Genomic DNA, 15570 nt, shown 5'->3' with positions numbered 1-15570 from the left:
GCGATGGGACGAACTCATGCCCTGGAACTGGTCCGCGCAAACCGCAGAGCGAGTGGCGCAAGCCGCGTAATCTGCGGCCTGCCGGCCACGCTTACGGATTTCCGTTGCTGCGCAAGATCGAAAACAGGCGGGGTTGCGGAATGCCACTTCGTCTCAAGCGAGCGTGATGTTCGAGACGGTCGCGATAGCGTCGGGTCGGTCGGTGTCGTGAGATGATCCGCAGGCTGTCAGAACGGTCGCAGCAGCGCATGACGAAATGCTGACCTGACCCTGCTGTGTTCCACGAACGGTTGTCATTGATGGCACAGACGGGCTCGTCGAAAACGGTGTCGCGTGCGACCTTGCTCACCCGCAGCGGAGCTTGGTTGAGGCCGCAAGCGATCCGGCTGATGAGCTCCTCCTGCTCCGCCGCCCAATTAGAAGCGCTAGTAGGCTCGCCGGATCATCTGAGATGCGTCGATCTTGGCGTGCTTCATCTACGCTAACAACACCCAGCTAAACAGTCATTGCCCAGCGACTACATAGAGCGTCGTTATGGTGAATGGCATATCTTCGTTTATTCTACTTCCCTAAGCAATTTGGCCACCTATGATGCGCCATGGGGAATCGCTCGATAACAGACGAGGAAATTGGTCTTATAAAGGCCATGCTTGCTCTAGGCATGGCGAACGATAAGATTCATCTTTATTTCAATCGGCCAGATCGTCCAATAAGTCCCGGTCGAATATCAAACATAAAGATGAATAAATATGGCCCGGAGGTGCCTCGGGCGGCAGACGAGGCTGTCTCCACATTTTTCAAGCAGTTTGATTCGTTGCAGCCGTCAGCCCCGGGCATGCCAATGGCAAATTACCCGATAACTCCTCAAGATGCCATGGACGAAATAATTCTCCGCTCATTCTTTACAAAAGGTAACGATGAAATCTGGCGTTGCATCGCAGGTGAAACGGACCAGCACGAGTGTAAGGAGGGTTTTAATCTTCGAAGTTTTGGTCGGCATCTTAAAACCATAGCCGGTTTTGCAAACCACCGTGGAGGTTATCTCTTCTTTGGCGTAAAGGACAAGCCGGAAGGCTTTGCAGTTTCAGGGCTTAAAGACGATCGTTTTACTGAGACAGACCAGAACAAGTTCAGTCAAACAATCCGGGCAGCACTCGAACCGACGCCGCGCTTTCGTGTTGCAACATTGAAGTTCGAATCGATGACGGTAGGCGTAATTCACGTCGAGCCTCATACCTCCAAACCAGTGATAGCCGGAAAGAGCGAGGGCGAGTTAATAGAGGGTTTTATTTACTATCGATATCCGGGCGAAACCCGTGCAATTTGCTATGCCGATCTTCGGGCCATTCTCGACGAACGTGATAGGCAGAGCCGTGAATCTATCATGCCTATGGTGCAGCGCCTACTTGAACTCGGGCCTAATGACGCAATGGTCGCTAATCTTGCAAACGGCCAACTGGAGGGCGGGCAGCGGTCCATACTGATTGACCCACAATCACTGGAGCAGATCAAATTTATTCGTGAAGGTCAATTCGACGAGGTGAACGGAGCCCCGACGCTACGTGTGATCGGCGAAGCCCAGACCGTATCTGCAGATGTCATATCACCGGTCAGGACCATCCGCGAGGAAGTTACGGTGGATGCAATTCTACGTAATTTTATCAATCAAACACCGATTGAGCAGCCGCTGTCCTATTTTAAACAGGTCAGTCACGAGCAAGCCTATACGTTACCGATTTTCTATTACCTGCACTTGGCCGGGCAGTCGAGAAAAGAGGCGGTGGCGACCCTCCGCACTTACAAAAACGCTCGCGATAATTCACGCACCGAGATCGTCAGACTCTTAAATCGAGACAGAACTCTTCGTATAAAATTAGGCAGCACGAGAACAGCAAAGTTCAACCAAATTATGAATCGTAGTGATACTGAAATATTATCTTCACAGCAGGCAAGAGAGGCGTGCTCCGCACTAACCGGTATGGATGTCGGCGACAAACGTAACTTCGAATACTTTCACAATATTTTGCAAAAGAGCCTCAATGTTTGGGAGCTTAGCGATGACGACAAAGTCCTGCTTGGATATATCCGTAGGGCCGCTTCCCGCCTCGACGAGCTTGAATATGGAAGTTTGGTGTCGAGCGAGTGAAGTAATCGCTACTTCGTCAGGAGGGGCTCGCCCATGGCCTCATCCGAACGCTTGGGGCAAGCTCACGAAATCGCTCGATTGCGCTCTCATCACCGCCCCAGATGACAATCATCAGGGAGAACGGTGCCGCCCATGCCAGCCCTTGCGGGCTTTCAAACCTGATCCTGCCGCCCAGAAAGAGAGTATCTGCATTTTTGCTGACTCGGCGCTGGTAAGTTTCGGAATCTGTTCGCGCTGGGACCAACATCACAATAGTCTCGACCTCACCGGTTTCCCAAGCCGCTGAGGCGCGATCCATCCATTTTACCACTGCTGAGAATGGCGGATTGACCCACGCCAGCCTGCCGGACCATGCACCAGCCAACCCGCATTCTGGCAAAATAATTCTACGCTTGGCCTCGACCGCCGACTGTTCATGGCCACAGGGATCGAGATCGATCAAGCCGAACGCATCGACCACTTTGTCGAGAAACCACTTCGGTGTGAAGCGCTTGTCCCGCTCATCATATCCTGTGTGATCGAAAGACCATGACGACTTCGCAGGCTTTGATCGATGTGCCCGTGGTGCGACAGCGGTCAGAAGTTTGAGAAGCGACGCCGCACTCCCACTTCCAGCTTCGACCACCTCGACTGTTTTGACCGTAAGCCCTGACCGATCCGCGACCTCAGCGACTGACCATCCCAACCGTAGCCGCCGCGCACGAAGTTGCTCGGGAAGTGTGACACCACGAGCAATCCCGGAAAGCCGGACTTCGAGTGCGTTCATGACTGCCAGCATTCGAGCAGTTGAACCCACGCCTGCCTCCAGTCTCGCAATCGCGAGCCGCGTCACACCGATCCTATCCGCCAACTCTGTTTGCGAGAAGCCTTTCCCGAGGCGGGCTTCGGCAATCTCATTTAGCAAATCCATGTGATGCACACATGTATCAGATTTTTCTTACGTCAAGCGTGATCACCGACCATGCCCTCTTTAATCTGCGCGTAGGCATACTACCGAACCATTGCGTGCGACCGGGGCGGTGCTGGCGGAGGTCAAAGGCGCTTCAAACAACGCCTTAAGTAGTGACGCAGCAAATATCTGAGAAATTATAATATAGCCATGAGCCGTAACGGGATGCTAAATAGAATGTAAGCTCAGGGTAATCGTTAGGTTCCGTAGGATGGCCCGTCCAAAAATTGCTGCCCATAGGCTGTGTAATCGGCGCTCGAACATCGAGGGCCTCGCCGGGACAAGTAGAGCGCTAGAGCAAGCGCCCCGTCGCTGGTGCGGTCCCTTAGGGTGACAGCCAGATATAGAAGCGGAGCTATGTCGATCACTCTGATATCTCCGCTGCTTCACTCTTGTCGAGTTAACAAGAGCTTGGGTGAAGTGCTTGCCGAAAGGCTTAACCACGATGTGCCATCAACGTAATTCCCCTATGACCGCTTAGCGAGAGGGGTTGGGCACGGATTATTGCAGCTATGGGCCGGTCACGGATCGTCACGAGCCCCGAGGGTAATTCCTCGACCACTGCATCAAACAGTTCGATAACCTAAGGGATGCTTTTAAACATCGCGAACCATAATCCCCCTCCATCTTAGTCCGCTGTCTGTCAGGCCACGTCTCGTTCAGATTTCGCATCCAAGGTGGAGGGGGGATATTGCTGTGTCCGCTTCCTAGGGATGATGACAATCAATCTCTTTAATTGAATAATAAACGCTTTCGAGTGGATACGCGTTGATCAAGCACAGCGCAGATCAGCGAGTATGCGCGAAGTAAGCCGGTGAGCGCTTGCCGGTCGCCGTTCAAATATTATCCGCGATGAGAAAACTGCTCGCGATCCCTCGTAATTTGCTGGCCATGACGTGCTTCCGCGAAATGCGCAGCAGCTTCCGATGAGGCGGAGGTGGTCTGTCAGACAGTTCGAATATAAAGCGGATTGGGAACGGCATGAGCAGGAATTAGAAAATCCAGCCCGGATCGACCTCGCTGGAATCGGCCTGTGCCTGCATTTGCTTGATCGCGACCTCGGCCAACCTGTTGCGAAGTGCTTGCGGTAGGCGACGATGATCGCCCATCGGCAATTGGGAGTTCTGCAGCAGCCGTTCGATCGAGATCGAGCCGTCCGGGTGGGAAATATCAAGAATTTTCATTCTCTATTTAGGCGGATGAGCGCGGCGGGATTTTGCCAGCGATACACTGGCAATGCATTCTAAGCTGGAGGAATGAGGTCCCGCCCTTCCTGTCCGACTCCTTCACCCAGATACGAAACCGCGTGCCGACACGATGTGCATCACGCAGCTTGCGCGACCATTGGACCTGCATGTCCTGCGGGAACATCTGCCCCTCGACCGGGCGCAGGCGCACCTCGAACTTGCTGCCAGCCTTCCGGGCAGAATAGGTCTCGACGACGATCTGGTGATGGTGCTCCCAAGGCATTGCCATTCGTCTTCGCCCCCAGTGACCAACAGCATACTGCTCGGACAATGGATGCGGGGCAACGGGCTGACGACACCACTCGATGCTCGCCACAACGGATATTAGCCAACGCCGGATAACCCCTTCAGAATGAACTGAAATCTGTGCCGCGAACTGTTATAATCCGGCCATGAGCAAACGCGTCGCCATCTATCTCCGCGTCAGCACCGACAGCCAGACAGTGGAAAACCAGCGCCTCGAACTGCAAGCGGTCGCTGACCGACTGGGCTGGATCGTCGTCGCCATGCTCGCCGACGAGGGGATCAGTGGAAGCAAGGGCCGAGACCAACGCCCAGCCTTCAACACGTTGATGACGATGGTGGCCCGGCGCGAGATCGACATGGTGATGGCGTGGAGCGTGGATCGCCTCGGTCGGTCGCTGCAACATCTGGTCGGCTTCCTGTCCGAGATCAACGAGCGCAACGTAGACCTGTATCTTCACGTCCAAGGCCTCGACACCTCAACCCCATCGGGGCGGGCGATGTTTGCGATGCTCTCCGTCTTCGCAGAGTTCGAGCGCAGCATCCTCCGCGACCGCATCATGGCCGGGTTGGCACGATCCACGAAGAAGTCAGGCCGACCGCCCCTCGACGCTCATACTGAGCACCGTGCACGCAAGCTCCTCGACGCCGGGACCAGCATCAACGCCACGGCGAAGTCGCTGAAGATCGGTGTCGCCACGGTCCACCGGATCAAGACGAGGATGACGGTCCAAGCTGCTTGACCCACCAGCGCCTCGGCAATGGTGACCGAACATCATCGTCGTGATGATCGTCGCGCCGAACTTCGTCCGCGACAGCCCCTGCAACGCTCACCCACACTGTGGAGGATCATGATGTCGCAGCCCACCCGGATATCGGTCCGAGCCGCCCCCGGAGCCGTTGCATGGCATGTCCCGGCTATCGAGGCGGGCCAGCCCTTCGCCGAAGTGAACGCCAACCGGTCGACCTTCCACTTCCCTGATGTCGACGGCGACGATCCCAGCCCATCGCTTCGAGCATGGATGACTGAGGGTGTTCGGAATGCCGTTCGCCGGGACGGTCTAAAACGCTGGATCATTTGGCCGGACCAAAGCGTGACTTCGTTCATCGACGCAGACCTGACGCCCCACCTGAAGCTCCCACCTTCTCAAGATCATGGAAAACAGCATGCCCGATGACGCACGCCCCCAGCCGGAAGCGCAACCCGATGCTCGCGGCCATGATCATGTCCAACTCTCGATCAGAACCATCGCCGACCGCCTAAATGGTCGCTCGAACGGTGATCACGCCGATGACGCTCAACCGTCGATCGCGGCCATCCTCGCCAGCTTGGACTCACGCTCGGAAGCCGAAAGGCATGCTCTGGCGCACGCCCTGCTGAACGGACGAAATCAGGCCCCTCCCGCTCCTCACGGGGCATCCAGCGACTCTTACACCATTGAGATACAACAGTTTTCTCCCTCCACGGGTGCGAACTGTAGCCCAATGGCGTCACCCAAAACGTCCCGCAACAACGACTTAAGCCATTGCGATAACTCGATAATCTCACGACCAAGGTGTAGCCCAAAGGTGTCGCCCAATCGTGATCGGGGTCTCTGGCTTCGGGGATCGGCGGCAAACCGACGCGAGGCGGGTTGGCGGAAGAACCATCATGGACTGTCGGCTAACGTGCTCCATTCAATTCCTTCATACCGGACGAGGGAAATGGACTGGAACAGCGCTGCCGGGGAATGGCCTCGGCCATAGCTGTCCGAAACCGATCCAGATGAGTCCGAAGCCGACGACCAGCCGCCCAACGCCATCACGATGTCACGATCCATACGGGCCGCTCGGCAGGCATCCCTGAAGCTGTGTCGAAAGGAATGGTAGCAGGTGCGTTCTGCGGCTGCGCCGCACGATACGAGGAAGCGCGCGAACCACCTGCTGAACAGATGGGAGTAGAGACCGTGGCGGGACGACAGTTCGGGGAACAGCTTCATATCATTGGCGGACCGCCGTGCCCTGACATAAGCTTCGAAGCCCAGATCGAGTAACACCGGATGGACCGGCACAATCCTCTCGCTCGATAACGTCTTCAATCGCTTGTCATCTGCGCCATGCTCCGACGCGGTAGTGATGATGAAGCACAGGTGTCCCTCGACCATTCTGACATCGGCGGTATCGAGTTGGCAGGCTTCGTTCAGGCGCAGACCCGAATACAGGCCGATGATGGGAATCCAGTAGCGACCGCGTGTCGGCCTATTCGAACCGGGAACGGCGTATCCATTCTCGTCATCGACGCAGCCACGGAAAATCGGGGCCATGAAGATTTTTCGAAGCTGCTCGGCGCTAAACGGCCTTCGCTTGTCGCGAGGGGGGACGGGATCATGGATGCGCAAGCCGAGCGCCGGATTGCGCGCAATCAGTTCCTCCTTCGTCGCCCAGTTCAGCAGGGACGAGAACTTGTTCATATGGCCGTTAAGGTGCGCAGGGCTCATGGTCTGGAAGCGCTGTCCTTCGCTGAGCGAAATAGCCTCCAGCGCGCTACGATCAGGCCAGCGTTTGCGGGCATGTAACGGGACCATCGCCAGCTTCGTAAGCAAATCGCGACACTGGGGACGCGTGATCGATCGGAGCGGCACATCGCCGCCAAGGATGTCCATGACCGTCTGGCTGACCGTCCGATAGGCAAGTAGCGTCTTGTCAGACCGGGCCGTCGAGGCGTCGGAAAGGAACATCTCGTATGCCTGCCGCAGCGTAAGTTGTTTCCTCGCGGCTGCGTGCTGCGGCCCTACACCTGCCGACAGAGTTGCCGCACCGTTCTGGCGAACGTCATCGAAAAATCTATCGAGTTCATGCGCCTTGGCGCGAAGTGCGCGCTTCGCCTCGCGACGACAGGACGTTCCCAGCGAACGGTTGATTCGCTCTGATCCCAAGACCGCTACAAGGTCCCATGGAACTCGAATTCGACACTGGAAAACCGATCCCCGAAGCCAGAGACCCCGATCACGATTGGGCGACACCTTTGGGCTACACCTTGGTCGTGAGATTATCGAGTTATCGCAATGGCTTAAGTCGTTGTTGCGGGACGTTTTGGGTGACGCCATTGGGCTACAGTTCGCACCCGTGGAGGGAGAAAACTGTTGTATCTCAATGGTGTAAGAGTCGCTGGATGCCCCGTGAGGATTCGAACCTCAATAGGCGGTATCAGAAACCGCAGTCTTACCATTAGACGACGGGGCATCAGCGAGGGCGGGCTCTACGGGTGGTCGCCGAGGCTGTCAACGCCAAGATGATGCCGATCGGCCAGTTCGCTTGCGTAATCGCGCCGCCGCGCTACATTCGTATCCAAGCACCGGGCGGGTATTTTCCCGCGGCGGCAGACATAGATAGCGAGTTTACGGCGATGGGGGATGTTTCCGCCCGAATGCCGTTCCGGCAGGATGGTCCTGCCCGTCCGGCGGCGACCCGGCCCTCTCGTGGGCGGTGGGCCGATGCGCAGGCGTTTGCCGCGCTGGATCTTGGCACCAACAATTGCAGATTGCTGATCGCGCGACCACAGGCTGGTGGCTTCGCGGTGATCGATGCGTTCTCGCGAATCGTCCGGCTGGGGGAGGGATTGGCCTCTACTGGCAAGCTCAGCGATGCAGCAATCGAGCGGACGATCGCGGCCTTGCGCGTGTGTTCGGACAAGCTCCAGCGGCGCAACGTTACCTTGGCGCGGTCGGTTGCGACGGAGGCGTGTCGGCAGGCGTCGAACGGGCCTGCGTTCATCGCGCGCGCGCTCGCCGAGACGGGCATCCATCTCGACATCATTTCCGCCGAGGAAGAGGCGCGGCTGGCGGTGCTCGGCTGCCATGCACTGATCGAGCCGGGGGAGGATCCCGCGCTCGTGTTCGATATCGGCGGCGGGTCGACCGAGCTCGTGCTGGTCGATACCTCGACGCCGATCCCGACCGTGCTCGACTGGCATTCGGCGCCGTGGGGCGTGGTGTCGCTGACCGAGCATGCCGGCGGTGGCGAGGGCGAAGAAGGCCGTCGTGCAGCGTATGCGAAGATGCGTCAGGTCGTTGCGGACAGTTTCGCCGGGTTCGCCGCACGCCTTCCGCGGCATATCGAGCGGCCGCGGTTGCTCGGCACCAGTGGCACGGTGACGACGCTCGGCAGCGTGCATCTCGGGCTCAGCCATTACGACCGTTCAGTGGTCGACGGGCTGATCGTGCCCGCTTCGGCGATGCGGCGGATCAGCGCCGACCTTTCCCATATGTCGATCACGGAGCGCGCCAAGCTGCCGTGCATCGGCAACGAGCGCGCCGACCTAGTGGTCGCGGGCTGTGCCATTCTGGAGACGATCATGGATTTGTGGCCCGCCGAACGGCTCGGCATCGCCGACCGCGGCATTCGCGAGGGTATCCTCCGCGGACTGATGGGTTCGCCCAAGCCCGGTAAAGCTTCAGGGGTGGCGGCATGAGCCGGGGCGGTTCGGGCGGGCATGTCCGCGTGCTCACGGCGCGGAAGCGGACTGCGCAGTCGACGCGGTGGCTCGAGCGACAGTTGAACGATCCGTATGTGAAGCGTGCGAAGGCGGACGGCTATCGCAGCCGAGCGGCCTACAAGCTGATCGAGCTGGACGAGCGGTTCGAGCTGATCCGAGGATCGAAGCGCGTGGTCGATCTCGGTCTCGCGCCGGGTGGCTGGGCGCAGGTGATCCGTCGGCGGATCCCTAAGGCGACGGTGGTGGGCATCGACCTGCTGCCGGTCGATCCGATCGAGGGCGTGACGATCTTCGAGATGGATTTCCTCGACGATGCCGCGCCGGGGAAGCTGATCGAGGCGCTGGGTGGCGCACCGGATCTGGTGCTGTCTGACATGGCGGCGAATACCGTCGGGCATCCGCAGACCGATGCGTTGCGGACGATGGCGCTAGTGGAAACAGCGTTGCACTTTGCGTGCGAGGTGCTGGAGCCGGGTGGGACGTTCGTATCGAAGGTGTTCGCGGGCGGTGCGGATTCGGAGCTCGTCGCGGAGATGAAGCGGAACTTCAAGACGGTGAAGCACGCGAAACCGCCAGCTAGCCGCAAGGGGTCGGTCGAGTGGTTTGTGGTGGCACAGGGATTTAAAGGCCGAGACCCGAAATAGCGCTGCTATTTCGGACCAGTCGAAAGCCTGGCCAGCGTTGCGTAGCAGCGACTGACGACGCGGCTTAGCCGTGGCGCCCTGCCTTAGCGTGGTCACAAGCAATGCGGCCGGAATGAATCATAAGCATGTTTCTCCGCGAAGGCGGGGACCCAGACTGGGCTCCCGCCTTCGCGGGAGAACGAGGAGGCGGGGTCGCACTACTACGTGCCCTCACCCTTCCCACGGCAAGTGCCGCAGGCCCCTTCCCTCTCCCCTTCAGGGAGAGGGCATAGAAAAAGCCCGCGGACTTGGGTCCACGGGCTCTTTCTATTCGCGCGCCGCGGCAACGCCGCGTCGTCGGCCGGGCTATGCCCGCCGGCCGGGGTTTCGACCAAGCCGCGGATTAGCTTTCGCTAATCCCCTGCCTCAACCCTCGTAATCAGCACCGAGATTCTGGTTCCGCGGCGGTGCCGCAGCCGTCAGCCGCAGTGCCTCTGCCGAAGCGGCCAAGCTGCCAACGGCATCGACCTCGTCGTCGTCGTCGACGCGAACCTTTTGCAGGCCCTGGATGACCTGTTCCTTGAGATGCGCCGGCTTGACGTTCTCGTCGGCAATCTCGCGCAACGCGACGACCGGGTTCTTGTCGCGGTCGCGGTCGAGCGTCAGTTCGGCGCCGCCCGAGATCTGGCGCGCACGCTGGGCCGCGAACAACACCAGGTCGAACCGGTTGGGGATCTTGTCGACACAATCCTCGACGGTAACGCGCGCCATGCGGCTTCCTTCGTAACAACGATAGAATGAGAATGCGTCGCCTACGGGGAGTGGCCTGCAAAGTCAAGAAATGCGCCTTGGCTTGCCTCCGGTGCCCGCCATGTCCATCAGGCTGCCCATGGAAGATCCAGCAGACCAGCCGACTTTCAGCGTCGACGGCAACCAGATGACGCTGCTCGATACCGGCCCCCGCCGCCTCGACGCGGTGCTCGCGCTGATCGACGGCGCCGAGCGAACCCTGCGCATCCTCTATTACATCTACGCCGACGACGAGTCCGGAAAGCGCGTCAACGCCGCGCTCATTGCCGCCGCCAAACGCGGGGTCGAGGTCGCGCTGATCGTCGACGGGTTCGGTAGCGACGATGCCCCACACGCCTTTTTCGAGCCGCTAGAAGCCGCGAACGTGTCAGTATGCCGGTTCTCCGCGAGGTTCGGCCGCCGCTACCTGCTCCGCAACCACCAGAAACTCGCGCTTGCCGACGAGACGCGGATCATCATCGGCGGCTTCAACATCGAGGACGATTATTTTGGGACTGCCGCGGAACAGGCATGGCGCGACCTGGGATTACTGGTCGAGGGTCCGGCGGCGGGGCGGCTGGCAGGCTATTTCGATGCACTGAAGGACTGGATCCATGAACCCAAGGGCAAGCTGCGTCATCTGAACGCTGCGCTATCGCACTGGAGCGAGACCAGGGGCCCGACCCGCTGGCTGATCGGTGGACCGACGCGGAAGCTGTCGCCCTGGGCACGTGCGGTGCGCGACGACATGCGACGCGGGCGGCGGATCGACATCGTCGCCGGGTATTTCACGCCTAGCCCTGCTCTGCTCCGGCGGCTCGATAAGGCTGGGCGGCGGCAGGCTGAGGTACGGGTCGTCACGGCCAGCAAATCGGACAACAACGCGACGATCGCGGCGGCGCGGTTCACCTATGCAGGGCTGTTGCGCAAGGGCGTGCGGCTGTTCGAATACCAGCCGACCAAGCTGCATACGAAACTCTACGTGATCGACGATGCGGTCCATATCGGCTCGGCGAACTTCGACATGCGCAGCCTGTTCATCAACCTCGAACTTATGCTGCGGATCGAGGATGTGGCGTTCGCAGCGCATGTCCGGCGGTATATCGACGGCGAGGTGGCCAAGTCGACCGAGGTGACCAAGGAACTGTACCAGGCGAACACCGGTTGGGTGCAGCGATTGAAACAACTCGGGGCGTATTTCGTGGTGGCGGTGGTGGACCCCAGCCTGTCGCGTGGGCTGAACTTCGGGATCGACGAATAGGGAGTCGGGGGCTGAGGGGCAGGAGCATCTACCCTCTTCCGTCATCCTGACGAAAGTCAGGACCCAGGGTCGAGAACGCCACGCTGATTGGCTCTGGATCCTGATTTTCGTCAGGATGACCGAGGGGATCTGGACGAGGTTTCCGTTTACCTGGCTCGGAGTAACACCAGCGCCGACGGCAAAGCCGCCGTCGGACCGGTCGGCTATCTTAGCCGACCCGCCGTCCGGGCCTGAAGCTGCGCGGCGCTTTGCTTGCGCATCAACGCGGGCGTGGCCGCGCCTGCGTCAGTCCTTCCACGCCCAATACAGCTGCGCCGGCGGCACGTTCCACCACTCCATGTCGTGATCGATCGACTCGAAATGCGGGGTCAGGAAGTCCTTCACCTTGGGCGAGAACTGATAGACCAGGAACGCACCGCCGGTCCGCAGAACCGAGTGCGTCGCGGTCGCGATCGCGGGGCCGACGCCGGGCGGCAATGTCGAAAAAGGAAGCCCCGACAACACGTAGTCCGCCTTCTCGAAGCCGTGGTCGGCGACGATCGTCTCGACCTCGTCGGCCGAGCCCAGCACCGCGAAGAAGCGCGGATCGGTGATCGTGTGGCGCAGATACTGGATAAACTCGGGGTTGGTATCGATCACCACCAGCTTGGCGTCGGGCGCCATCCGGTCGAGGATCGGACGGCAGAACGTGCCGACGCCCGGGCCGTATTCGACGAACAGCTTGCAGTTCGCCCAGTCCACCGGCCCCAGCATCTTGCGGATCAGCTTGTCCGACGACGGCACGATCGAGCCGACCATCACCGGGTGTTTCAGGAACCCTGAAAAGAACATCTGCCACGGGGACGGCACGCCGGCTGGTCGGCTGCGTGCACGCCGGGTGGCGGTGGTCGAACTGGGCATCGCGTTCCTTACGGTCAGGGGTCCCGCACGCTGGCGAGGCTTTGGCCCTCCCGTCGCACGAATTCCGAACGCGTTTCAAGGGCCGCAGGTTGCATCGGGCGACGAACCGAAGCGGAAGTCGTGCTGCGCCAAGTGGTTCTCGCAGCTTTGCCAAGCGTACGGCATCGCTTAAGCACGGATCATGAACGACGATCGGGCAGGACAGATTGCGGTTATTTTCGTGTCGATCCGTAACGACGCGGACGCCGCCGGCTATGGCGAGGCCGCCATGGCTATGGACGCGCTAGCCGCGGCTCAGCCTGGCTATCGCGGCGTCGACAGCGCGCGCGAGGCGGGCGGCATGGGAATTACCGTGAGCTATTGGGCGGACGACGCCGCGGCGATCGCCTGGCGCGACCATCCCGAGCACACAACGATTCGCGAGCGCGGGCGGGCGCTGTGGTACGACAGCTATTCGGTCAACGTCGCGCGGATCGAGCGCGCCTATGAGTGGCGACGGCCATGATAGGTTCCGCGGCCGAAGGCCCGAAGATCGACCGCCGCTTTGCACTGATGTTCCTCGTGATGCTGACGATCGCGGCGGGGAATACCGCTCTGCAATCGGTCCTGCCCGCGCTCGGGCGGTCGCTCGGGGTTGCCGATAGCGCGGTCGCGGCGGCGTTCTCGGTCTCGGCGTTGCTATGGGTGATCGCCGCGCCGTTCTGGGCGAACCGGTCTGACAAGCACGGCCGGCGCGCGATGATCCTGCTCGGCGTCGGTGGGTTCAGCGTGTCGCTGACCGTGTGCGGCGTGTTCCTGCTGGCCGGGATCAACGCCTGGATCGGCGGGACGACCGCGTTCCTATGCTTCATCGGCGGACGGCTGATCTACGGCACGTTCGGCGCCGCCGCCCCCCCCGCGGTGCAGGCGCTCGTCGCTGGCGAGACGACGCGCGAGGAACGGACCAAGGCGCTGACGTTACTAGCGTCGGCGTTCGGGCTCGGCACGATATTGGGGCCGGCGATCGCGCCGTACCTGATCCTCGGCTCGATCGGCGGGGTCGAGATTGGGCTCGCGGGCCCCGCGTTCCTGTTCGCAGTGTTCGGCGTGGCGGTGTGGATCACGGTGCGGCGGATGCTGCCCGACGACAAGATCGTCGCCCCGCACGAGACGCACGGCGCGAGTTCGGCCTACCCCTCGATCGGCGGCGCGCCGACCGGCGCCTCGGTCGCCGCCGCGACCGGATCGCATGTCGAGCATGTCGGCTACACCGATCCCCGCATCCGCGCGTGGATGATCGCCGGGCTGGTGATGGGCCACGCGCAGGCGATGACGGGCCAGGCGATCGGCTTCCTCGTGATCGACCGCCTCCACCTCGCCCCTGCCCTCGCGCTGGAGCCGACCGGCATCGTGCTGATGATGGGCGCGGGCGCGGCGCTGCTCGCGCAATGGGGCATCATCCCGCGCTTGAACATGACCCCGCGGCAACTCGTGCTGACCGGCCTCGTGCTCGCGGCGGCCGGCACGGCGCTGACCGGCATCGCCACGTCGCTCTACACGATCGCCACGGCCTATGCGCTGGCGAGCCTTGGCTTTGGCTTCACGCGACCGGGGTTCACGGCGGGCGCTTCGCTGGCGGTCGGTGCAAGCGCACAAGGCTCGGTCGCGGGGAAAGTGACGTCGATCAACGGCGCCAGCTTCGTACTGGGGCCCTCGATCGGGGTCGGCCTGTACGAAGCGCAGCACTCGCTGCCGTATCTCGTCGCGGGCGCGGCCTGTGTCGTGATGATCGGTTATGCCTGGGTTTCGCTGCGTGATGCGAAGGACGTTTAGGCTGGATCAAGCCGGTTACGCATCGGACCTGCCATGACATGCCACTGCGTCGAGCAAAATCCCTTCTGACCGACGGACGATCCGCACGAATGCGGCGTCCTCACCCAACGCGCGCGCCAGGACGATCGCGCCCTGAATCCCTGCAACCGTGTCTTCGGCGAGGCGCAGGGCCAGCGGTGACGGGATAGCGCTCGCTTCGAGGCAGCGCGCCAAGGCCGATATCCAGCGCGCGAAATACCCGCTGATCCGGACTGCGAAAACATCGCCCGAGGCGCCCAGACCGAGCCAGCCGACGAGGCAGACCCTGCCTCCGGACTCGAAATACGCCGTCACGTCCTCGATCATGGCGGCGATCGTCGAGGTCGGATCGCTCGCCTGCTCAAGCGGCACGAAGATCGTCGTGGCGAACCAATCGTCTATCTCGGCGAGGACGGCGTCCATCATCTCCGCCTTCCCGCCGGGAAAGAAGTTGTAGAGGCTGCCCTTGCCGAGCCCGGTTGCCTTCGAGAGCGTCGCTAGGCTGGCCCCCTCGAAGCCGTGTTCGCGAAACGCCTCGGCCAGTGCCGGCAAGGCGTCGGCACGATCGGTCAGGACGCGCTTCGCGGTCAGATGCCGAGATCGCTCAGCGAGGGATGGTCGTCGGGGCGACGGCCGAGCGGCCAATGGAACTTGCGGTCGCCGTCCGCGATCGCGCAGTCGTTGATCGAGGCGATGCGGCGCGCCATCAGCCCGGCGTCGTCGAACTCCCAATTCTCGTTGCCATAGGAGCGGAACCAGTCGCCGGCATCGTTGCGCCATTCATAGGCGAACCGCACCGCGATCCTGTTGCCGTCATGCGCCCAGACTTCCTTGATCAGGCGATAGTCGAGTTCCGCCGCCCATTTGCGCGTCAGGAAGGCGACGATCGCCTCGCGACCGCTCACGAACTCGGCGCGGTTCCGCCAGACGCTGTCGGGCGTGTAGGCGAGCGACACCTTGTCCGGATCGCAACTGTTCCACGCGTCCTCCGCCATGCGCGCCTTCTGCGCTGCGGTCTCATGCGTAAAAGGAGGCAGTGGCGGTCGTGACATGGCGGCACCTATCAATCAATTTGTACCGAATGGTACAACATCGCCGTAATGCGTGC

Annotated in this window: 15 protein-coding genes, 1 tRNA gene and 1 pseudogene; 7 read left to right on the top strand and 10 right to left on the bottom strand. The window is 60.9% G+C overall.

The window, feature by feature from the left end:
* Positions 1-598 precede the first annotated feature (598 nt).
* Positions 599-2146, top strand: coding sequence for an AlbA family DNA-binding domain-containing protein (locus tag C8J25_RS10115; protein WP_107954284.1), 1548 nt, complete (start codon positions 599-601; stop codon positions 2144-2146).
* 16 nt (positions 2147-2162) lie between these two features.
* Here the strand turns inward: C8J25_RS10115 and C8J25_RS10110 are convergent, their stop codons facing one another.
* The 3 genes from C8J25_RS10110 to C8J25_RS10100 all read right to left on the bottom strand — a co-directional run bounded on the left by C8J25_RS10110 (position 2163) and on the right by C8J25_RS10100 (position 4571).
* The gene (locus tag C8J25_RS10110; RefSeq protein ID WP_107954283.1) at positions 2163-3056 is read right to left on the bottom strand and encodes a DNA N-6-adenine-methyltransferase; all 894 of its coding nucleotides are present in this window, start codon (positions 3054-3056) and stop codon (positions 2163-2165) included.
* A gap of 1031 nt (positions 3057-4087) precedes the next feature.
* Positions 4088-4279, bottom strand: coding sequence for a hypothetical protein (locus tag C8J25_RS10105; RefSeq protein ID WP_107954282.1), 192 nt, complete (start codon positions 4277-4279; stop codon positions 4088-4090).
* A gap of 7 nt (positions 4280-4286) precedes the next feature.
* Positions 4287-4571 carry a hypothetical protein gene (locus tag C8J25_RS10100; protein ID WP_107954281.1) on the bottom strand — a complete coding sequence of 95 codons (285 nt, stop codon included), beginning with the start codon at positions 4569-4571 and terminating at the stop codon, positions 4287-4289.
* A gap of 163 nt (positions 4572-4734) precedes the next feature.
* Between C8J25_RS10100 and C8J25_RS10095 the strand changes: the two genes are divergently transcribed.
* A complete protein-coding gene (locus C8J25_RS10095) occupies positions 4735-5328 on the top strand; it encodes a recombinase family protein (RefSeq protein ID WP_107954280.1) in 594 nt (197 codons plus the stop codon).
* Positions 5329-6234: 906 nt separating this feature from the next.
* Here C8J25_RS10095 and C8J25_RS10090 read toward each other — a convergent pair.
* From C8J25_RS10090 to C8J25_RS10085, 3 genes and pseudogenes are all read right to left on the bottom strand, one after another.
* On the bottom strand, positions 6235-7302 hold the full coding sequence (locus C8J25_RS10090) for a site-specific integrase (RefSeq protein WP_167397698.1): 1068 nt from the start codon (positions 7300-7302) through the stop codon (positions 6235-6237).
* 96 nt (positions 7303-7398) lie between these two features.
* Positions 7399-7671, bottom strand: a pseudogene (locus C8J25_RS21380) (DUF6538 domain-containing protein); the annotation flags it as partial.
* Between the two features lie 62 nt (positions 7672-7733).
* Positions 7734-7807: transfer RNA gene (locus C8J25_RS10085), tRNA-Gln, on the bottom strand.
* 184 nt (positions 7808-7991) lie between these two features.
* Here C8J25_RS10085 and C8J25_RS10080 point away from each other — a divergent pair.
* Both C8J25_RS10080 and C8J25_RS10075 read left to right on the top strand, forming a co-directional pair.
* Positions 7992-9035, top strand: a complete 1044-nt coding sequence (locus C8J25_RS10080) for a Ppx/GppA phosphatase family protein (protein WP_107954336.1) — start codon at positions 7992-7994, stop codon at positions 9033-9035.
* Positions 9032-9703 (top strand): RlmE family RNA methyltransferase, encoded by a 672-nt coding sequence (locus C8J25_RS10075; protein WP_093398175.1) that lies wholly within the window; start codon positions 9032-9034, stop codon positions 9701-9703. The genes C8J25_RS10080 and C8J25_RS10075 overlap by 4 nt, the downstream gene beginning before the upstream one ends.
* Before the next feature lie 405 nt (positions 9704-10108).
* Here the strand turns inward: C8J25_RS10075 and rpoZ are convergent, their stop codons facing one another.
* Positions 10109-10453 (bottom strand): DNA-directed RNA polymerase subunit omega, encoded by a 345-nt coding sequence (rpoZ, locus tag C8J25_RS10070; RefSeq protein WP_055882033.1) that lies wholly within the window; start codon positions 10451-10453, stop codon positions 10109-10111.
* A 118-nt stretch (positions 10454-10571) separates the two neighbouring features.
* Between rpoZ and C8J25_RS10065 the strand changes: the two genes are divergently transcribed.
* Complete coding sequence (locus tag C8J25_RS10065) at positions 10572-11732, top strand: phospholipase D-like domain-containing protein (RefSeq protein WP_107954278.1); 1161 nt, start codon at positions 10572-10574, stop codon at positions 11730-11732.
* A gap of 285 nt (positions 11733-12017) precedes the next feature.
* Here the strand turns inward: C8J25_RS10065 and C8J25_RS10060 are convergent, their stop codons facing one another.
* Entirely contained in the window at positions 12018-12632 is a 615-nt protein-coding gene (locus C8J25_RS10060) for a class I SAM-dependent methyltransferase (RefSeq protein ID WP_107954277.1), read from the bottom strand.
* A gap of 181 nt (positions 12633-12813) precedes the next feature.
* Here C8J25_RS10060 and C8J25_RS10055 point away from each other — a divergent pair, with 181 nt between their 5' ends.
* Positions 12814-13137 carry an antibiotic biosynthesis monooxygenase gene (locus C8J25_RS10055; RefSeq protein ID WP_107954276.1) on the top strand — a complete coding sequence of 108 codons (324 nt, stop codon included), beginning with the start codon at positions 12814-12816 and terminating at the stop codon, positions 13135-13137.
* Positions 13134-14444, top strand: coding sequence for an MFS transporter (locus C8J25_RS10050; RefSeq protein WP_107954335.1), 1311 nt, complete (start codon positions 13134-13136; stop codon positions 14442-14444). Before C8J25_RS10055 ends, C8J25_RS10050 begins: the two co-directional genes overlap by 4 nt.
* Positions 14445-14459: 15 nt before the next feature.
* Here the strand turns inward: C8J25_RS10050 and C8J25_RS10045 are convergent, their stop codons facing one another.
* Both C8J25_RS10045 and C8J25_RS10040 read right to left on the bottom strand, forming a co-directional pair.
* Complete coding sequence (locus tag C8J25_RS10045) at positions 14460-15014, bottom strand: TetR/AcrR family transcriptional regulator (RefSeq protein WP_244186947.1); 555 nt, start codon at positions 15012-15014, stop codon at positions 14460-14462.
* 35 nt (positions 15015-15049) lie between these two features.
* Positions 15050-15514, bottom strand: a complete 465-nt coding sequence (locus tag C8J25_RS10040) for a nuclear transport factor 2 family protein (protein WP_107954275.1) — start codon at positions 15512-15514, stop codon at positions 15050-15052.
* Between the last annotated feature and the right edge of the window lie 56 nt (positions 15515-15570).

Source organism: Sphingomonas faeni, assembly GCF_003053745.1.
Classification (GTDB): domain Bacteria; phylum Pseudomonadota; class Alphaproteobacteria; order Sphingomonadales; family Sphingomonadaceae; genus Sphingomonas; species Sphingomonas faeni.
Note: the sequence above shows the minus strand (reverse complement) of the source record. Positions and strands in the feature narration are given on the sequence as shown.